General features: G+C 59.5%; 12 protein-coding genes and 2 pseudogenes. 9 read left to right on the top strand and 5 right to left on the bottom strand.

Annotation, left to right across the window (positions count from 1 at the left end):
• Positions 1-230: 230 nt before the first annotated feature.
• From GQ39_RS08455 to GQ39_RS08470, 4 genes are all read left to right on the top strand, one after another.
• Positions 231-1046 (top strand): helix-turn-helix domain-containing protein, encoded by an 816-nt coding sequence (locus tag GQ39_RS08455; protein WP_047528828.1) that lies wholly within the window; start codon positions 231-233, stop codon positions 1044-1046.
• A gap of 50 nt (positions 1047-1096) precedes the next feature.
• Positions 1097-2503 carry an NAD(P)/FAD-dependent oxidoreductase gene (locus GQ39_RS08460; RefSeq protein WP_047528829.1) on the top strand — a complete coding sequence of 469 codons (1407 nt, stop codon included), beginning with the start codon at positions 1097-1099 and terminating at the stop codon, positions 2501-2503.
• A 43-nt stretch (positions 2504-2546) separates the two neighbouring features.
• The gene (locus GQ39_RS08465) at positions 2547-2891 is read left to right on the top strand and encodes a cupin domain-containing protein (protein ID WP_047528831.1); all 345 of its coding nucleotides are present in this window, start codon (positions 2547-2549) and stop codon (positions 2889-2891) included.
• A 69-nt stretch (positions 2892-2960) separates the two neighbouring features.
• On the top strand, positions 2961-4046 hold the full coding sequence (locus tag GQ39_RS08470) for a polyamine ABC transporter substrate-binding protein (RefSeq protein WP_047528833.1): 1086 nt from the start codon (positions 2961-2963) through the stop codon (positions 4044-4046).
• A gap of 36 nt (positions 4047-4082) precedes the next feature.
• On the opposite strand, the gene GQ39_RS08475 is transcribed toward GQ39_RS08470, so the two are convergent.
• Both GQ39_RS08475 and GQ39_RS08480 read right to left on the bottom strand, forming a co-directional pair.
• Complete coding sequence (locus GQ39_RS08475) at positions 4083-4742, bottom strand: MliC family protein (protein WP_047528835.1); 660 nt, start codon at positions 4740-4742, stop codon at positions 4083-4085.
• Between the two features lie 139 nt (positions 4743-4881).
• Positions 4882-5106 carry a YgdI/YgdR family lipoprotein gene (locus GQ39_RS08480; protein WP_047528837.1) on the bottom strand — a complete coding sequence of 75 codons (225 nt, stop codon included), beginning with the start codon at positions 5104-5106 and terminating at the stop codon, positions 4882-4884.
• Positions 5107-5300: 194 nt separating this feature from the next.
• Here GQ39_RS08480 and GQ39_RS08485 point away from each other — a divergent pair, with 194 nt between their 5' ends.
• The 4 genes from GQ39_RS08485 (at position 5301) to GQ39_RS08500 (ending at position 12289) form a co-directional block, all read left to right on the top strand.
• A complete protein-coding gene (locus tag GQ39_RS08485; RefSeq protein WP_047528839.1) occupies positions 5301-6968 on the top strand; it encodes a VRR-NUC domain-containing protein in 1668 nt (555 codons plus the stop codon).
• A complete protein-coding gene (locus GQ39_RS08490) occupies positions 6965-9244 on the top strand; it encodes an ATP-dependent DNA helicase (RefSeq protein ID WP_047528841.1) in 2280 nt (759 codons plus the stop codon). Before GQ39_RS08485 ends, GQ39_RS08490 begins: the two co-directional genes overlap by 4 nt.
• Positions 9245-9369: 125 nt before the next feature.
• Positions 9370-10272, top strand: a complete 903-nt coding sequence (locus tag GQ39_RS08495) for a zeta toxin family protein (RefSeq protein ID WP_047528843.1) — start codon at positions 9370-9372, stop codon at positions 10270-10272.
• 97 nt (positions 10273-10369) lie between these two features.
• On the top strand, positions 10370-12289 hold the full coding sequence (locus GQ39_RS08500) for a hybrid sensor histidine kinase/response regulator (protein WP_047528845.1): 1920 nt from the start codon (positions 10370-10372) through the stop codon (positions 12287-12289).
• Here the strand turns inward: GQ39_RS08500 and GQ39_RS08505 are convergent.
• The gene (locus tag GQ39_RS08505) at positions 12252-13631 is read right to left on the bottom strand and encodes a cation:proton antiporter (protein WP_047528847.1); all 1380 of its coding nucleotides are present in this window, start codon (positions 13629-13631) and stop codon (positions 12252-12254) included. The two genes, GQ39_RS08500 and GQ39_RS08505, sit on opposite strands and share 38 nt — an antisense overlap.
• A 123-nt stretch (positions 13632-13754) precedes the next feature.
• A pseudogene (locus GQ39_RS32320) lies at positions 13755-13877 on the bottom strand (SDR family oxidoreductase); the annotation flags it as partial.
• Between GQ39_RS32320 and GQ39_RS33755 the strand changes: the two are divergent.
• Positions 13861-14111, top strand: a pseudogene (locus GQ39_RS33755) (transposase); the annotation flags it as partial. The pseudogenes GQ39_RS32320 and GQ39_RS33755 sit on opposite strands and share 17 nt — an antisense overlap.
• Before the next feature lie 186 nt (positions 14112-14297).
• Here GQ39_RS33755 and GQ39_RS08510 read toward each other — a convergent pair.
• Positions 14298-15452, bottom strand: coding sequence for a MalY/PatB family protein (locus GQ39_RS08510; protein WP_047528849.1), 1155 nt, complete (start codon positions 15450-15452; stop codon positions 14298-14300).
• Positions 15453-15458: the final 6 nt, after the last annotated feature.

The raw sequence follows: 15458 nt of genomic DNA on the forward strand, positions 1-15458 counted from the left end.
AGCTCATGGTAGGAGGGAAGAACCTTCATTGGTTCAACCGGTGACAGACTTTAAAAGTAGCACCCGGATGTGAAAATCATGTGGTTTTTTTCAGTCCGTTTGGCGATTGCCTCGCGCTTTCTTGATCCAGCGCACGAGTCGGCGAATTTTCCGATAAAAGGTTGACAGCGGTTGACCATTGAAGCGACGGCAGAAGTTCGGCAAAGTCGGCTCTTTTCTTCGAGACCCTTATGCACGTCGAGGATGATGGCCCGCAGCAAACCCAGGCCACGGGCGAAACGGTCATGCGCTACCACTTGCGCTGGAAACACCGGGACCTGGATGGGGTCATGGCGCTGTATCACCCGGACGTCCTGTACAGCGATTTTTTCCAGAATCGGGTGATGGGCCTGGCCGAATTGCGTGAATACGTGCGCAGCAGCATGCCGAGGGATCCGGATGAGGCGCTCGAGCATTCCGACCGTATCCGCCTTGATGGCAACACGGCATTCATTCAGTACCGCATTACCCTGCGCGGCGGGGACGGCCTGGTGTCGTTCCGCGCCAGTGAGGCGATCACGGTCAAGGACGGGTTGATCTGGCGGGTCAACGAATACGCGTCACTGGTGCATGAGCAGCCCCCCAGCAAGGTCGCCAACAACCAGCGTCCGGCGGTGAGTCGGCTCGGATTGTCGCCGCGTCAGTTGAGCTTCATGGCCGAGGACTTGCAACAATATTTCCAACGCCAGCAGCCTTACCTCGATCCAGAGCTCGATCTGCAGCGGGTAGCGAAGGAGTGCGGCTACAGCCGCAATCAGATTTCCTATCTGCTCAATCAGGTGTTGGGCCAGAGCTTCTATCGCTACGTCAACCAGGCACGCCTGCAACATCTGCTTGCCGCACTGGATAACGCCACGCAGCCGCTGCGCATCGACGAACTGGCCTTTGCCGCCGGTTTCAATTCGTTATCGGCGTTCTACAGCTGTTTCCGTCAGCACACCGGGCAGTCGCCCAAGGCCTATGCCAAACAAATTTCTTTGCGTGCACGCGCGCAAGACAGCCTCTGAGCCCACGCACTAGGATCACCGCCATCGAAGTTTGAGTGGCGGAGTCCTGCATGCCGGCGTGGCGCACTATCAGTTTGTGGATGGACCAACTCGACGAGCCACTGTTGGCTCGTCCGGCGCTGGCCGAGGATCTGGATGTCGACGTGGCCATTATTGGCGCGGGCTACACCGGGCTCTGGACGGCGTACTACCTGAAACTTCAGGCACCGGCGCTAAAGATTGCCATCATCGAGGCGCAAACCGCCGGTTTTGGCGCTTCGGGGCGAAATGGCGGCTGGCTGATGGGCAATCTGCTGGGGGAAGACCGGCTACTCGCCGATTTGTCGCCCGTGCAGCGCCGGGCGTCCTATGACCTGCTGCACAACATTCCCGATGAAGTGGAAATCGTCATCGAACGCGAAGGCATCGCCTGCGATTACCGCAAAGGCGGGGTACTGTACTGTGCCGCCCGGTACCCGGAACAGGAAACAAGCCTTCGCCAGTATCTGGACTCGCTATACAAGCAGGGCCTCAACGAAAACGATTACCGCTGGCTCAACCCGGAGCAGTTGGCGCAGCAAATCCGCATCGCCAAGCCCTATGGCGGGATCTACGCACCTCACGTCGCGACCCTGCACCCGGCCAAACTGGTACGCGGCTTGGCGCGCACGGTCGAGCGCATGGGCGTCAGGATCTACGAAAACAGCCCGGTCACCCATTGGCAGGCGGGTAGCCTGCGCACGGCGCAAGCCTCGGTTCGCAGCCGCTGGGTGGTGCCGGCGGTGGAAGGTTATTCGGTCACGCTGCCGCCGCTCGGGCGTTACCAATTGCCGGTACAGAGCCTGATCGTCGCGACCGAACCTTTATCCGCGGCTATCTGGGATGAAATTGGCCTGAGCAACGGCCAGGCGTTCAGCGAAAGCAGCCGTCAGGTCACTTATGGCCAGCGCACGGCTGACAACCGTTTGGTCTTCGGCGCGCGCGGCGGCTACCAATTTGCCGGCAAGCTGCGCCATGACTTCAACCTGACCCGCAGCGAAATCGAGCTGCGCCGCTATCTGTTCGGCGAATTGTTCCCGCAGCTCAAGAACGTGCAGATCACCCATGGCTGGGGCGGCAATCTGGGCATGTCGCGGCGCTTCAAACCGCACATGCTCTGCGACCACGCCAGTGGCATCGCCTTGTCCGGCGGTTATGGCGGGGAGGGCGTGGGCGCCAGCAACCTGGGCGGGCGAACCCTCGCCGACTTGATCCTGCAGCGCGACACCGAGCTGGTTCACCAGCCGTGGGTCATCCCCCGGCGCGGACTCGATGCACTCAGGACCTGGGAGCCCGAACCCTGCCGCTGGCTCGGCTACAACGCGATCATCCGCAGCTTCGTCCACGAAGACCAGACCCTGGCCAACCCGGCCACCGCGCCCTGGCGGCGCAAGCTTGCCAGCGGAGTCGCGGGGTTCATGGAAGGTTTCATGCACTGACCGACGCGCTCTTCATCCATAGGCTTCATCGACAGGTACTCCCATGAGCATCACGCAATTCAAGAACACCGCCACCCTGACACTGCAAGAGTCAAACCCGGTCGCCGTGCCGCTGGGCTTGCCCGTGGCGGTCGCATCGACAACCAGCGTCGAGCGCGACGACGGCGTCGAAACCGGGGTGTGGGAATGCACGCCCGGTCGCTGGCGGCGGCAGATCGTCGCCCAGGAGTTCTGTCACTTCATCCAGGGCCGCTGCACTTTCACCCCGGACGACGGCGGCGAAACCCTGCACATAGAAGCCGGCGACGCACTGATGTTGCCCGCCAACACCCTCGGCATCTGGGATATCCAGGAAACCGTGCGCAAGACCTATGTTTTGATTTTTTGAAAATAGAAAGTTGAAAGCTGATCGCTTGATTGCCTGCCAAACAAAAACAGCCTCTACAGGAATCGACTCATGATCCGAAAGACACTGATCCTTGCTCCGCTGATGCTCGTCGCTTCAATCAGTCAGGCCGCCGACACCGTCAAGATCTACAACTGGTCGGATTACATCGCACCGGATACCACCAAAAACTTCCAGAAAGACACCGGCATCGCCTTCACTTACGACGTCTACGACAGCAATGAAACCCTCGATGGCAAGCTGATGACCGGCAAATCCGGTTACGACGTGGTGTTTCCGTCCAACCACTTCATGGCGCGGCAAATTGAAGGCAAGGCGCTGAAAAAACTCGACAAGAGTCAGTTGCCGAACTGGAAAAACCTCAATCCGGTGCTGCTCAAGGCCTTGCAATCCAACGATCCCGGTAACGAGCATGGCTTTCCGTATCTCTGGGGCAGTACCGGGATCGGCTACAACATTGCCAAAGTCAAAGCGGTACTGGGCGACAACGCACCCGTGGATTCCTGGGACCTGATCTTCAAACCCGAGAACATGCAAAAACTGCAGAAGTGTGGCGTGGCCATTCTCGACAATGGCCCGGAGTTGCTGCCCGCCGCCCTGAACTATCTGGGCCTGCCGCCTCACAGTAAAAAACCGGAAGACTACAAGAAGGCTGAAGCGTTGCTGTTGAAAGTCCGGCCGTATGTCAGCTATTTCCACTCGTCCAAATACACCAGTGACCTGGCCAACGGCGACATCTGCGTGGCCGTCGGCTTCTCCGGCGACATCCTGCAAGCGGAAAACCGCGCCAGGGAAGCCAAGAACGGTATCGACATCGGTTATTCGATTCCCAAGGAAGGTGCCGCGATCTGGTTCGATATGGTGGCCATGCCCGTCGACGCCCCGGACGAAAAGGCCGGGTACGCCTTCATGAACTACCTGCTGCGCCCGGACGTCATGGCCGATATCAGTAACTACGTGCATTACGCCAATGGCAACGAACAGGCCGACAGCTTGATCGAGCCGGCCATCAAGAACGACACCAAGGTCTATCCGAGCCCGGAAATGATGGGCAAATTGTTCGCGCTGGAAGCCATGCCGCTGGACATCGACCGGATTCGCACCCGCGTGTGGAACAAGATTCGCACCGGTAGCTAAGCGGTTCAGACCCTCGGGACAGGACGTCCCGTTGCGTCAGCCAACCGGCTCGGCCTTGCAACTCATTTCCGCCGAGCCCGGCATCTGCAACAAGGCGTCGTCGCCTTCGTACCAGAAGCTGTAGCTGCCCCTGAAATCCTTGCCGCCGTATCGGGTGCCGATAGTGCTCGGTTGCTGATTCAGGGTGACGGAGGTGTTCGCCCACTTCAGGTACACGACAGCCGGGTTGACCGTAAAAAAGGTGGCCGCGACCAACGCGTTCAATCCCGCGCAACGAAACGCGACGGGGCCTTCAGTCAGGCGGCTGGGATCTTTGGTCCTGGCAATGGCTGAGCCCTGGCGCAGTTGATAGGCGCGCTCGGCATAACTACGGATCGTGCATGCCTTGGGTTCGCGATCCGTGGCGCACTGATTACGGGCGTCGAGCCAGAACTGCTGGTCGATTTCGACCTTGTTTCGAGGTGGTACGGCGTGGTCATCCGTCAGCACCAGTAGATAGAGGCGCTGCAGTTCGATGTCCATTTGCGCCAGCTGCGGGTCGCGACAGATCAGTTTTTCGATGGATGCCCTGGTCGAGGCGCAATCGAAGCTGGTCTTGAACTCTCGTGAAGACGTGGCGGCACCGGCGCACAGGCTCGTTGCCGCGCACGCGCCGGCGGCGAGGAGAGAGGCCAAAAGGGGTGTGAGCGTTTTCATTCCGGCTTCACCTGAATCATGACGTCATGCCTGCGCAAACATTCGCTCGCACTGGGTGTATCGCAGTGTAAGGCAGGTATCGAAACCTGCCACACCCGGGGGACAAGCAGGGGGGGCGCGATCAAGGAAAACGCGCTACTCAGTCCTCACGACGGATCGTGGACACGTCATTGGCGTTGACTCTGACCTTGGCTCCGGAAATGTCCTCGAACTCGAAGAAGCCGTCCTTGGTCTTGGTTTTAGGCATGTCCTTGGTCAGATACTGTGTGCCGTTCTGCAACGTCACTACCGTTGGCGTCGAGCAGCCGGCCAGTGCCAGAAAGGCCGCGATTGCCAGGGGCAGGCCGAAAGTCTTGATGTTCATATCCACCTCTCATACTTCAAAAAAACGCTGTCATGGCCGCAAACGACCTCAGCTCTAACGCGGTTGGTGCCGCGCAAAGGCAGAAAGTTCGACATCCGCTGAAAATTACCGGGCAGTGCCGCCTTTTATCCCTTTTCGTTTGCATCGGGCAGGGCGTAACTGGTATCTGTACGCATAACCAGTATTCGCTTGCCATGGCCCTTTTTCCTGTGACTGAAAACCCTCTCGACAACCCGTTCTATTACCTTAATAACTTCATGCAAGTGCTTGATTGGCTTGAGCATCGCTATGGCGATGTACTGAGCCTCGAGGAGCAGCGCTTCATTCGTGAATTCAATGGCCTGCCGCGTGAGTCCCGGGGCCTTCTGGTCAGAATGGTCATGCGCAAGGGCATTCACTTCAGGGCCGGCAAGCTGCATTACGTCGAGATCGGCGACATCGCCAGCGCTGCCGGCCCGTTGCTGGCGCTGGGCTGGATCGATTCACAGGCGCCGTTGGCGCTCGAAACGCTGTTCGAGGTCTTGCTCAAGGCCGAGATCGTGCAATGCCTGGGCAGCGCCATCGATCAACCCAAGGGCAAAAAAGCCGACTGGTTGCCGGCGCTGAGCGAGCGGTATCCAGAAACGCAAAGCTTTCGCGACTGGTGCCCGGCACTGGACGATTGCCTCTACAGTCTGACCATCATGGGCCTGTGCGATCGACTGCGCTTGATGTTTTTCGGCAATCTTTACCAGGACTGGTCCGAATTCGTGCTCGCCGATCTGGGCATCTTCACCTACGAAAAAGTCGAGTTCAGCGCCGACTCTCGCGGTTTGCGCAGCCGTGAGGACGTGGACGCCTGCCTGTTCCTGCATGAGCAACAGCAGCAGTTCGAGGCCGGTGAGGCGCTGGCGGAGGTCGTCGAGCGGATCAACGGCCTGACACTGAGCAATCCCTGGCTGCAAAGACGTCGAGACAAGCTGCTGTTCCAGATCGGTCAACACTGCGAGCGGATTGCCGACTTTTCCACTGCGTTGGCCCTGTACCGCCAGTGCGCCTATCCCGGCGCGCGCCTGCGTCTGATTCGCGTGCTGGAGCGCTGCGAGGAGTATGAACTGGCGCTGGACCTCGCGACCCAGGCAGGGCAATCCCCGCAAAGCGCTGCCGAACAGCAACAATTGCTTCGTGTGCTGCCCAGGCTGCGGCGCAAACTCGGCGGGCCGGCGATGAAGCGGGCATCCCCTCGGGAAATGGTGCGCCTGGACCTGCAATTGCCCAGGGTCGATCCGGCCTTGTCGGTGGAGTACCACGTCCAGGCGCACTTGTCTGAAGAGGCGGCGCCGGTCCATTACGTTGAAAACAGCTTGATCAATTCGCTGTTCGGCCTGTTGTGCTGGCCAGCGATCTTCGCGCCGTTGCCGGGGGCGTTTTTCCACCCGTTCCAACGCGGCCCGGTGGATCTGCTGAGTGAGGATTTCCACAGTCGACGTGCCGACCTGTTCCAGGCATGCCTGGCCGAACTCGATGACGGGCGTTACCGACGGACCATTGGTGAACGCTACGCGCAAAAGTGGGGCGTGCAGTCGCCCTTCGTGTTCTGGGGCGTGCTCAGCGAGGAGCTGCTGGAACAGGCCCTCGACTGCCTGCCGGCCGAGCACCTCAAGCATTGGTTCAATCGCTTGCTGCTGGACATCAAGGCCAATCGCGCCGGCATGCCGGATTTGATCCAGTTCTGGCCGCAGCAGAAGACCTACCGCATGATCGAAGTCAAAGGCCCCGGCGATCGTCTGCAGGATAACCAGCTGCGCTGGCTGGAGTTCTGCCATGAGCACCAGATGCCGATTGCCGTGTGCTACGTGCAATGGGCGGAGCAAGACGCTTGAGCTATAGCATCGCGGTGCGGGCGCTGTGTGAGTTCACCGCCAAGGTCGGTGATCTCGACCTGCGCTTCACGCCGTCGCCGACCGCGCTGGAGGGCATCGTCGGTCATCGCACCGTGGCATCCCGGCGCAACGAGGGCTACCAGAGTGAGGTGGCGCTCGCAGGGCAATATCAGAACCTGACCGTCAAGGGCAGGGCGGATGGCTACGACCCCGGGCAAAACTGTCTGGAAGAAGTCAAAACCTACCGTGGCGACTTGAGCAAGCAACCCGCCAACCACCGTCAACTGCACTGGGCCCAGGCGAAAGTCTACGGCTGGTTGATGTGCTGCAAGCTCGACCTTGAGCAGATCAACCTGGCGCTGGTGTACTTCGACATCGTCAGCGAAAAGGAAACCTGTCTGCTCGAAGCGTTCAGCGCCGCGCAGCTGAAGCCGTTCTTCGAGGAACATTGCGAACGGTTCCTGCACTGGGCCGAGCAGGAAATGACTCATCGCGAGGCGCGCAATCGGGCGGCGCAGCAGCTGGCGTTCCCCCATGCCGGTTTTCGACCGGGCCAACGTCATCTGGCCGAGTCGGTGTTCAAGGCGGTGAGCACGGGCCGCTGCCTGATGGCCCAGGCGCCGACGGGGATTGGCAAGACCGTCGGTACGCTGTTTCCAATGCTCAAGGCCCTGGCACCCCAACAGCTGGACAAGGTGTTTTTTCTGACGGCGAAAACGCCGGGGCGCAAACTGGCTCTGGACGCCGCCCAGGTGATCCTCGACAGTGCCGATGCGCCACCCTTGCGGGTGCTGGAGATGGTCGCCCGGGACAAGGCCTGCGAACACCCGGACAAGGCCTGCCACGGTGAGTCCTGCCCGTTGGCCCAGGGCTTCTATGACCGTTTGCCGGCGGCACGCCAGGCCGCCAGCGGGCTCAACCTGTTGAATCAGGCCGCCTTGCGTCAGGTTGCGTTGGAACACACGGTCTGCCCGTATTATCTGAGCCAGGAAATGGCCCGCTGGGCGGACGTGGTGGTTGCGGACTACAACTATTACTTCGATTTCAGCGCCTTGCTGTTCGGCCTGGCCCAGGCCAACCACTGGACTGTCGCGGTGCTGGTGGACGAAGCGCACAACCTGGTGGAGCGTGGCCGTCAGATGTATAGCGCCAGCCTCGATCAATCGACCCTCAACGGCGTACGAAAAACCGCGCCCGAAGCGCTGAAAAAGCCGCTACAACGGGTCAATCGTGAATGGAACGCCCTGCATAACCTGCAATCGGGCACCTACCAGGCCTATGACAAGGCCCCGGAAAAATTGCTCCAGGCGTTGTCATCCTGTGGTGCCAGCATCGGTGATTACCTGAACGATCACCCGCAAGGACTGGACAGTGCGTTACAGAGTTTCTACTTCGAGATGCTGCAGTTCTGCCGAGTGGCCGAACTCTTCGATGAACAGTTTCTGTTCGACATCAGCAAGCGCGACCTCGACCGCAAACGATGTCTTTCGCAACTGTGCCTGCGCAACGTGGTGCCCGCCGGTTTCATCGGGCCACGCCTGACCGCCGCACGCACCACCGTGCTGTTTTCCGCGACGCTCAGCCCTCGCCACTATTACGCCGATCTATTGGGCACACCGGCCAACACCGTGTGCATCGACGTCGAATCGCCGTTTCATGCCGACCAGTTGCAAGTGCACATCGTCAATCAGATCTCCACGCGGTTCGTGCATCGGGAAGCCTCGCTGGCGCCGATAGTCGAGCTGATCGCCAACCAGTTCACCCAGCGTCCCGGCAATTACCTGGCGTTCTTCAGCAGTTTCGACTATTTGCAGCAGGTGGCGCAGTTGTTGGCCGAGCGGCACCCGCAGATCAAATTGTGGTCACAATCCCGAGGCATGGGCGAGGCACAACGCCAGGACTTCCTCGACAGATTCACCGAAGACGGCGAGGGTGTCGGCTTTGCGGTACTCGGCGGTGCGTTCGGCGAAGGCATCGATTTGCCCGGCGCGCGGTTGATTGGTGCGTTCATCGCCACCCTGGGGCTGGCACAACTGAACCCGGTCAACGAGCAATTGAAACAGCGCATGGCCGCGATTTTCGGCGCTGGCTACGATTACACCTACCTTTTTCCCGGCGTGCAGAAAGTGGTTCAGGCCGCGGGACGAGTGATCCGCAACGAGCAGGATGAAGGGGTGGTGATGTTGATCGATGACCGTTTTGGCGAGCATAAGGTCAGGCAATTACTGCCGCGCTGGTGGTCGATTGCCCCAACGAATTTGCGTTCTGCGCCGTAGGAGTTTTTACGTTAAATAACAAATACATACCTTGATTAAAACAACGATTTGAATAATTGGGGCCAGCACGCTTTATTGGAAGGGCTGGATATCACAACTCAATTCTTTGATAAGGAAATCAAGGTATGTCAGATGTACCGAAATACAGTTACTCCTCAGACGACGTGATCAAGGCGTTCGACGAGATCTACCCGACGCTCTTTGCCGACAAAACTGCTGAAACCATCCCGAAGTTGCTGATCACCGCCGGAGTGGAGGGCTCGGGCAAGACTTACCTGCTGGAAAAGAGCTTGCTGCCATCCGGGAATTACGGGAACTACATTCGACTGTATCTGCCCGAATATCGAAAAAAACACCCGCGTTACGACGACATGATCGAGTTAGGCGTTTTGCACGCCTACGAACATTCAGAAGCGTTTGCCAGGGAGCTTGGTTCGAAAATCTTCGCCAACGCGCTTTTTTATGGATACAACATCATCATGGAGTGCGCGTTCGATGACATCGGTTTTGCCGGATTGGCAAAATTTGTTCCTGGTTATCAACTCGAAGTCCATGTCGTGGGTTGTAATCACGCGTTCGCCCATCTGTCCAGCATCAAAAGAGCATTCTCCAGCCTGCAAAAGCAGGAGATGGAGCGGTTTGTCAGCTATTCGAGACTCGAGTCGAGCATCAGTAACGCCCCGGCGGTTCTCGTTGCGTTCGAGTTCATCGCAAAGACCGTAAGTGGCTCGCAGATCTTCTTGTACGAGCGTGGCCTGGGAACACTGAGCGAACGGGTACTGCGTGCTCACAGCCGCTATACCCTGGACGCAAACGGGAACCTGAACGAAGCTTCAACGTTGCGGCCATATGTGTACAGCGCCTATGACACAATCCTCAGGAGGTCCGTCTATTCGATGGAGGAGCGTGACGAGATGGTCAAGGAATGTCATCTACAGCTGCTTAAAACCAGCCAATACGACAAACAGGTTCCTGATTTCGTCTACAACGACCTTTATTCCTATATCACCAAATACGTCTATCGCTAAGCCGGGATTGCAGGCTTTGAAGCAAACTGCCGGAATCATGGCTTTCCAAATGCGGTTTGTCTCATACTCCAGAAATCAATGATGATGCGAGAACTCAATGAGCGAGGATCGAAGCAGGCCGAATGCCGTTGAGGACAAGCGTTTTCGCCTCTTGATCGATGCGGTGATTGACTACGCGATCTACATGATTGACCCCGACGGCATCATCACCAGCTGGAACGCAGGCGCCAAGCGTTTCAAGGGGTATGAGGAGGCGGAAATCCTCGGCCAGCATTTCTCGCGCTTCTACACCAATGAGGACCGCCGTGCCGGTTTGCCCCAACGGGCGCTGGACACGGCGATTCACGAAGGGCGATTCGAAGGCGAAGGCTGGCGCGTACGCAAGGACGGCACGCACTTCTGGTCCCACGTGGTGATTGATCCGATTATCGACCCTTCGGGAAAATTGCTGGGATTTGCCAAGATCACCCGTGATCTGACCGATCGTAAAATGGCCGAAGAAGTCCTCAAGCAGAGTGAGCAGCAGTTTCGCTTGCTGGTGCAAAGCGTCACGGATTACGCCATCTACATGCTCGCTGCGGATGGACGCGTGACCAACTGGAATCTTGGTGCGCAGCGCATCAAGGGCTATTTGCCCCAGGAAGTGATCGGCGAGCATTTCTCGATGTTCTATACCCCGCAAGACCGCGAGGCGGGTGAGCCGCAGCGAACGCTGGATACGGCGACCCGTGAAGGGCGATTCGAAAGCAAGGGCTGGCGTGTGCGCAAGGACGGTACGCAGTTCCTTGCGCATGTCGTGGTCGATCCGATCCGGGGCGACACCGGCACCTTGCTCGGATTCGCCAAGATCACCCGCGACATCACCGAAGCGACCCAGGCCCAGCAGACGCTGGAGCAAACCCGCGAAGCCTTGTTCCAAGCGCAGAAAATGCAGGCCATCGGCCAACTCAGCGGCGGGATCGCCCACGACTTCAATAATTTGCTGACCGTCATTCTCGGCAATCTGGAAATCGTCCGCAAACGTCTGGCGGATGACCCAAAAATCGTGCGTTTGCTCGACAACGCCACCCAGGGAGCCTTGCGCGGTGTTTCCCTCACCCAGCGCATGCTGGCTTTTGCACGGCGCCAGGAGCTGAAGTCCGAACCGGTCGATATACCGGCCCTGGTGCAGGGAATCTCTGGGCTGTTGCGCAGTTCGTTGGGACCTTCAGTGGTATTGGAAACGCGTTTTCCCGCGGATGTCGAACCGGTGATGGCCGACGTCAACCAACTTGAACTGGCCTTGTTGAATCTGGCCACCAACGCCCGTGACGCCATGTCCCATGGCGGCAAAATCGTCATCAGCACGCGAAGCGAAGAGTTTCAGAAGGGCAACCGCCCGGCACTGGCTGCTGGCCGTTATGTGTGCCTGAGTGTCAGCGACACCGGGGAGGGGATGGATGAGGCGACGCTGGCGTCGGCGATGGACCCGTTCTTCACCACCAAAGGACTCGGCAAAGGCACCGGGTTGGGGTTGTCGATGGTCCACGGCTTTATCGCGCAATTGGGCGGACGGTTCGTACTCAAGAGCCAGAAAAACCAGGGCACCACGGCGGAACTGTGGTTGCCCGTCGCTACCGAGTGCACGGCTGCCCTTGTTGCCGACGAACCCGTGGCACCGGATGTGCCTCGCCTGTGCGTCCTGGTGGTGGATGACGACAGCCTGGTGCTGACCAGTACCTGTCTGTTGCTGGAAGACCTTGGTCATCGAGTCGTCAGCGCAACATCCGCTTTTCAGGCACTGGAAATATTTGTCGGGCAACAGGACATTGACCTGGTGATCACTGACATGGCCATGCCGCAAATGAATGGTGCGCAACTGGCGGATGCGATCCGCATACTGAACCCCACCGTACCGATTATTCTGGCCACCGGGTATGCCGAGCGACTGGAAGGCTTCGCCGCCAAACTGCCGAGGCTGCCGAAACCCTTTACTCAACTCAGCCTGGTGGAAGTGATTGCTTCGGCGATGAAGTGAGCGACCGGGTGTTCTGCTCATAACGCGCCAACAGCGGTTGCGTGCTGATGCCGTGCAGCACAATGCTCAGGGCCACCACCGACAGGGTCAGATCCGTGCACAGGGTGGCGACTGACGCGCCGAGGCCATGGTTCAAGGCATAGAACAGGTAGTAAAAGCTGCCGATGCCGCGAATGCCGAACCAGCCCACCAACATTCGTTGCCGGACGCTGAGCAAAGTGCCCCAGGGCATCAGCCCGACACTCAGCGGGCGAATCACGCAGAACAGCATTAGCGCGACCACCAGCGCACGCCAGTCCCAGTGCCCCACCAGCACCACGCCGAGCAAGGTCACCAGAAACACTTCCATGGCCCGTTCGACCAGGCTGCCAAACGACAGCATGTCGCCGATCATGATTCCGGCCGCTACCTGCGTGTCTTCCAGATGTTCCACATCGCCGTGCACGGCGGCGTCCGGTTCGACGTTCTGATGACCGACCACCGGTTGCACCAGATGCTCGGCCGGTGTCCGTGAATCACCCGCTGATTGGACTTCGGCCCGGCGTAATCCCAGCCCCGCGGCAAATACCGAGAGAAAGCCATAGCCGTGCACCGATTCCGCCGCGACATACGCCAGTGCAATCAGGGCGAAGGTCAGGTAGTCATTGGGCGAGAGGGTGCTATCGGCATTGTGGATGCGCATGGACAGGGTCAGACGCCCGATACCACGGCCCATGCCGTAGCCGATCAGCAAGCCGGCGGGCACGGCCCATAGCAGCCGCTTGAGTGCCCAGTCATCGAGCCAGGCGCCAGACGATCCGCCACCGTGTTGCAAAAACAGCAGGCCCAGAATCACAAACGGGAAGGCGATACCGTCATTCAGGCCGGCCTCGCCGGACAGCCCGAACCGCACCGGGTCGGAATCCTTGGCATCGTTGACCTGCACCAGCGAGGCCAACACCGGATCGGTCGGGGCCAGGATGGCGCCAATCAGCAGTGAGGCTCCCCAGGGCAGCGCGAAGGCAAAATGCAGAAGCAGACAGACGCCGGTAATGCTCAGCAGCATCACCGGTCCCGCCAGGCCGAAGGCCACGCGCCACTTGCGGTCGCTGAGTGGCAAGCGAAGCTTGAGCCCGCAGACAAACAACGAAAAAAGCACCGCGACTTCCGTCAGGTGCTCCATCCAGTCAGCAGCGTCCTTGATATCCAGCCGCAGCCACCCCAGGCCGGCCGGGCCGATACCCACCCCCAGCAGCAGGCACACCGCCGAGGTGGTCACCGGCATCCAGCGCAGGTAGGACGAGGCGAGTGCCAATACCAGCAGCACGGCACCCAGCACGGCGACCCAGGCAATGAAGCTCATGGCCTCGGGGCATCAGGTGCGGACATGGCGACCTCCAAAAATCAAAGGCCCGTCAGTGCAGGGCCTATGAAGGGTGGAGCACCAGAGTGGTCGGCAGGTTCAATCTTTGCGTCACCCGATTCGTCAAAGAATCGGCTTGCCGCCCGTCACGCCAAAGCGCTGGCCGCTGATGTAGCTGCCTTCGTCCGAGGCCAGCAGCACATAGATCGGCGCCACTTCCACCGGTTGACCGGGTCGACCGAGCGGGGGAGGCAACGCTTACCTGCGTTCGGTGATATTCATGCCCGCCATGTCAGCGATCCGTTGCGGCCTTATGTAAAGGCTTTTTACGAAGGGTTAGTCGGGCGTGGAAAGCGAAAAATGCAGGCCATCTGCGCGGTTATGCGCAAATACCTGACGGTTTTGTGGGCGTGCATGCGCTCGGGAGAGGATTTCGACACGGCCAAGCTTTTCAGCGATAAGCACCTGCTGAAAGCTTGACCGGGAACAGAGTATCTACGGGGGAGCGTGTCGGTCATGCAATACCCGTAGGAGCCAGCCTGCTGGCGATGGTCTCCAGTGCGCAGCGTTCAGTCTGGTTACACGCGTTATCGTTCACGTCCATCGCGAGCAAGCTCGCTCCTGCAATGGGTCGTGCCCAGGTACGCGATTCCTGTGGAGCCGGTATCAGGCGTGGAGGTTGCGCAAACCGCGTTCCATCCGCGCGATGCCTTCTTCCAGCAACGAGCGCGGGCAGCCGAAATTAAGGCGCACGAACTGTTGGCAGTCATCGCCGAAGTCCAGGCCGGCGCTCAAACCGACTTTGGCCTGTTCGAGGAAAAACTGCTGCGGGTTGTCCAGTCCCAGCGCCGAGCAGTCGAGCCAGGCCAGGTAGGTGCTTTGCGGCACGTTCATGCTGATGCCCGGCAGGCGGCTGCGCACGGCCTCGACCAGGTAATCACGGTTGCCCTGCAGGTAGGCCTTGAGTTCGTTCAGCCAGGGCGCGGCTTCGCTATAAGCGACGCGGGTGGCTTCCAGGCCCAGGGGGTTGACGCTGTCGACCATACCGCAACGGGCCTGGTTGACGCGCTCGCGCAGGTGACGGTCCTGAATGATCATGAACGAGGTTTTCAGCCCGGCGATGTTGTAAGCCTTGCTGGCCGACATCAGGGTGATGGTGCGCTGGGCGACTTGCGGGCTCAATGTCGCCATCGGAATGTGCTGGCGACCGTCGAAACACAGCTCGGCATGGATTTCGTCGGAGATGATCCAGGCGTCGTGCTCCAGGCAGATATCGGCAATGGCCTGCAGCTCGGCACGCGGGAAGGCCTTGCCCAGCGGGTTGTGGGGGTTGCTCAACAGCAGCGCGCCGCCACCTTGCAGCGACTGGTTCAAGGTCGCCAGCGGCGTGGTGTAGGTGCCGTCAGGCTGCGCCTCGAAGCCCAGTTCGACCTTGTTCAGCCCCCAGTGGCCCGGGGCATGGCGCAGCGGCGGGTAGTTCGGCACCTGCACCACGACATTCTGTTGCGGTTGTACCAGCGCCTTCAGCGCCATGTTGAAGCCCGACTCGACGCCCGGCAGAAAAATCAGTTCCTGCGGCTCCACGCGCCAGGCGTACTTGTTCCACAGATCGGCAACAATGGCTTCGCGCAAGTCGTCCGAGGCCACGCTATAGCCGACCATCGGGTGTTCCAGGCGTTTTTGCAGGGCCTGGATGATCACCGGCGGCGCGGCGAAATCCATGTCGGCGACCCACATCGGCAACACGTCGGCCGGGTAGCGGCTCCATTTGGTACTGCCGGTGTTGTGGCGGTCGAACACCTGATCAAAATCGAAAGTCATGCGGGG

This window comes from Pseudomonas sp. 11/12A (assembly GCF_000800055.1).
In the GTDB taxonomy this organism is placed as follows: domain Bacteria; phylum Pseudomonadota; class Gammaproteobacteria; order Pseudomonadales; family Pseudomonadaceae; genus Aquipseudomonas; species Aquipseudomonas mohnii.

Coding starts and splice junctions, on each gene's coding strand:
- GQ39_RS08510 (WP_047528849.1), bottom strand. CDS start 15,452: ATGACTTTCGATTTTGATCAGGTGTTCGACCGCCACAACACCGGCAGT.
- GQ39_RS08455 (WP_047528828.1), top strand. CDS start 231: ATGCACGTCGAGGATGATGGCCCGCAGCAAACCCAGGCCACGGGCGAA.
- GQ39_RS08475 (WP_047528835.1), bottom strand. CDS start 4,742: ATGAAAACGCTCACACCCCTTTTGGCCTCTCTCCTCGCCGCCGGCGCG.
- GQ39_RS08465 (WP_047528831.1), top strand. CDS start 2,547: ATGAGCATCACGCAATTCAAGAACACCGCCACCCTGACACTGCAAGAG.
- GQ39_RS08480 (WP_047528837.1), bottom strand. CDS start 5,106: ATGAACATCAAGACTTTCGGCCTGCCCCTGGCAATCGCGGCCTTTCTG.
- GQ39_RS08495 (WP_047528843.1), top strand. CDS start 9,370: ATGTCAGATGTACCGAAATACAGTTACTCCTCAGACGACGTGATCAAG.
- GQ39_RS08500 (WP_047528845.1), top strand. CDS start 10,370: ATGAGCGAGGATCGAAGCAGGCCGAATGCCGTTGAGGACAAGCGTTTT.
- GQ39_RS08460 (WP_047528829.1), top strand. CDS start 1,097: ATGCCGGCGTGGCGCACTATCAGTTTGTGGATGGACCAACTCGACGAG.
- GQ39_RS08505 (WP_047528847.1), bottom strand. CDS start 13,631: ATGAGCTTCATTGCCTGGGTCGCCGTGCTGGGTGCCGTGCTGCTGGTA.
- GQ39_RS08470 (WP_047528833.1), top strand. CDS start 2,961: ATGATCCGAAAGACACTGATCCTTGCTCCGCTGATGCTCGTCGCTTCA.
- GQ39_RS08485 (WP_047528839.1), top strand. CDS start 5,301: ATGGCCCTTTTTCCTGTGACTGAAAACCCTCTCGACAACCCGTTCTAT.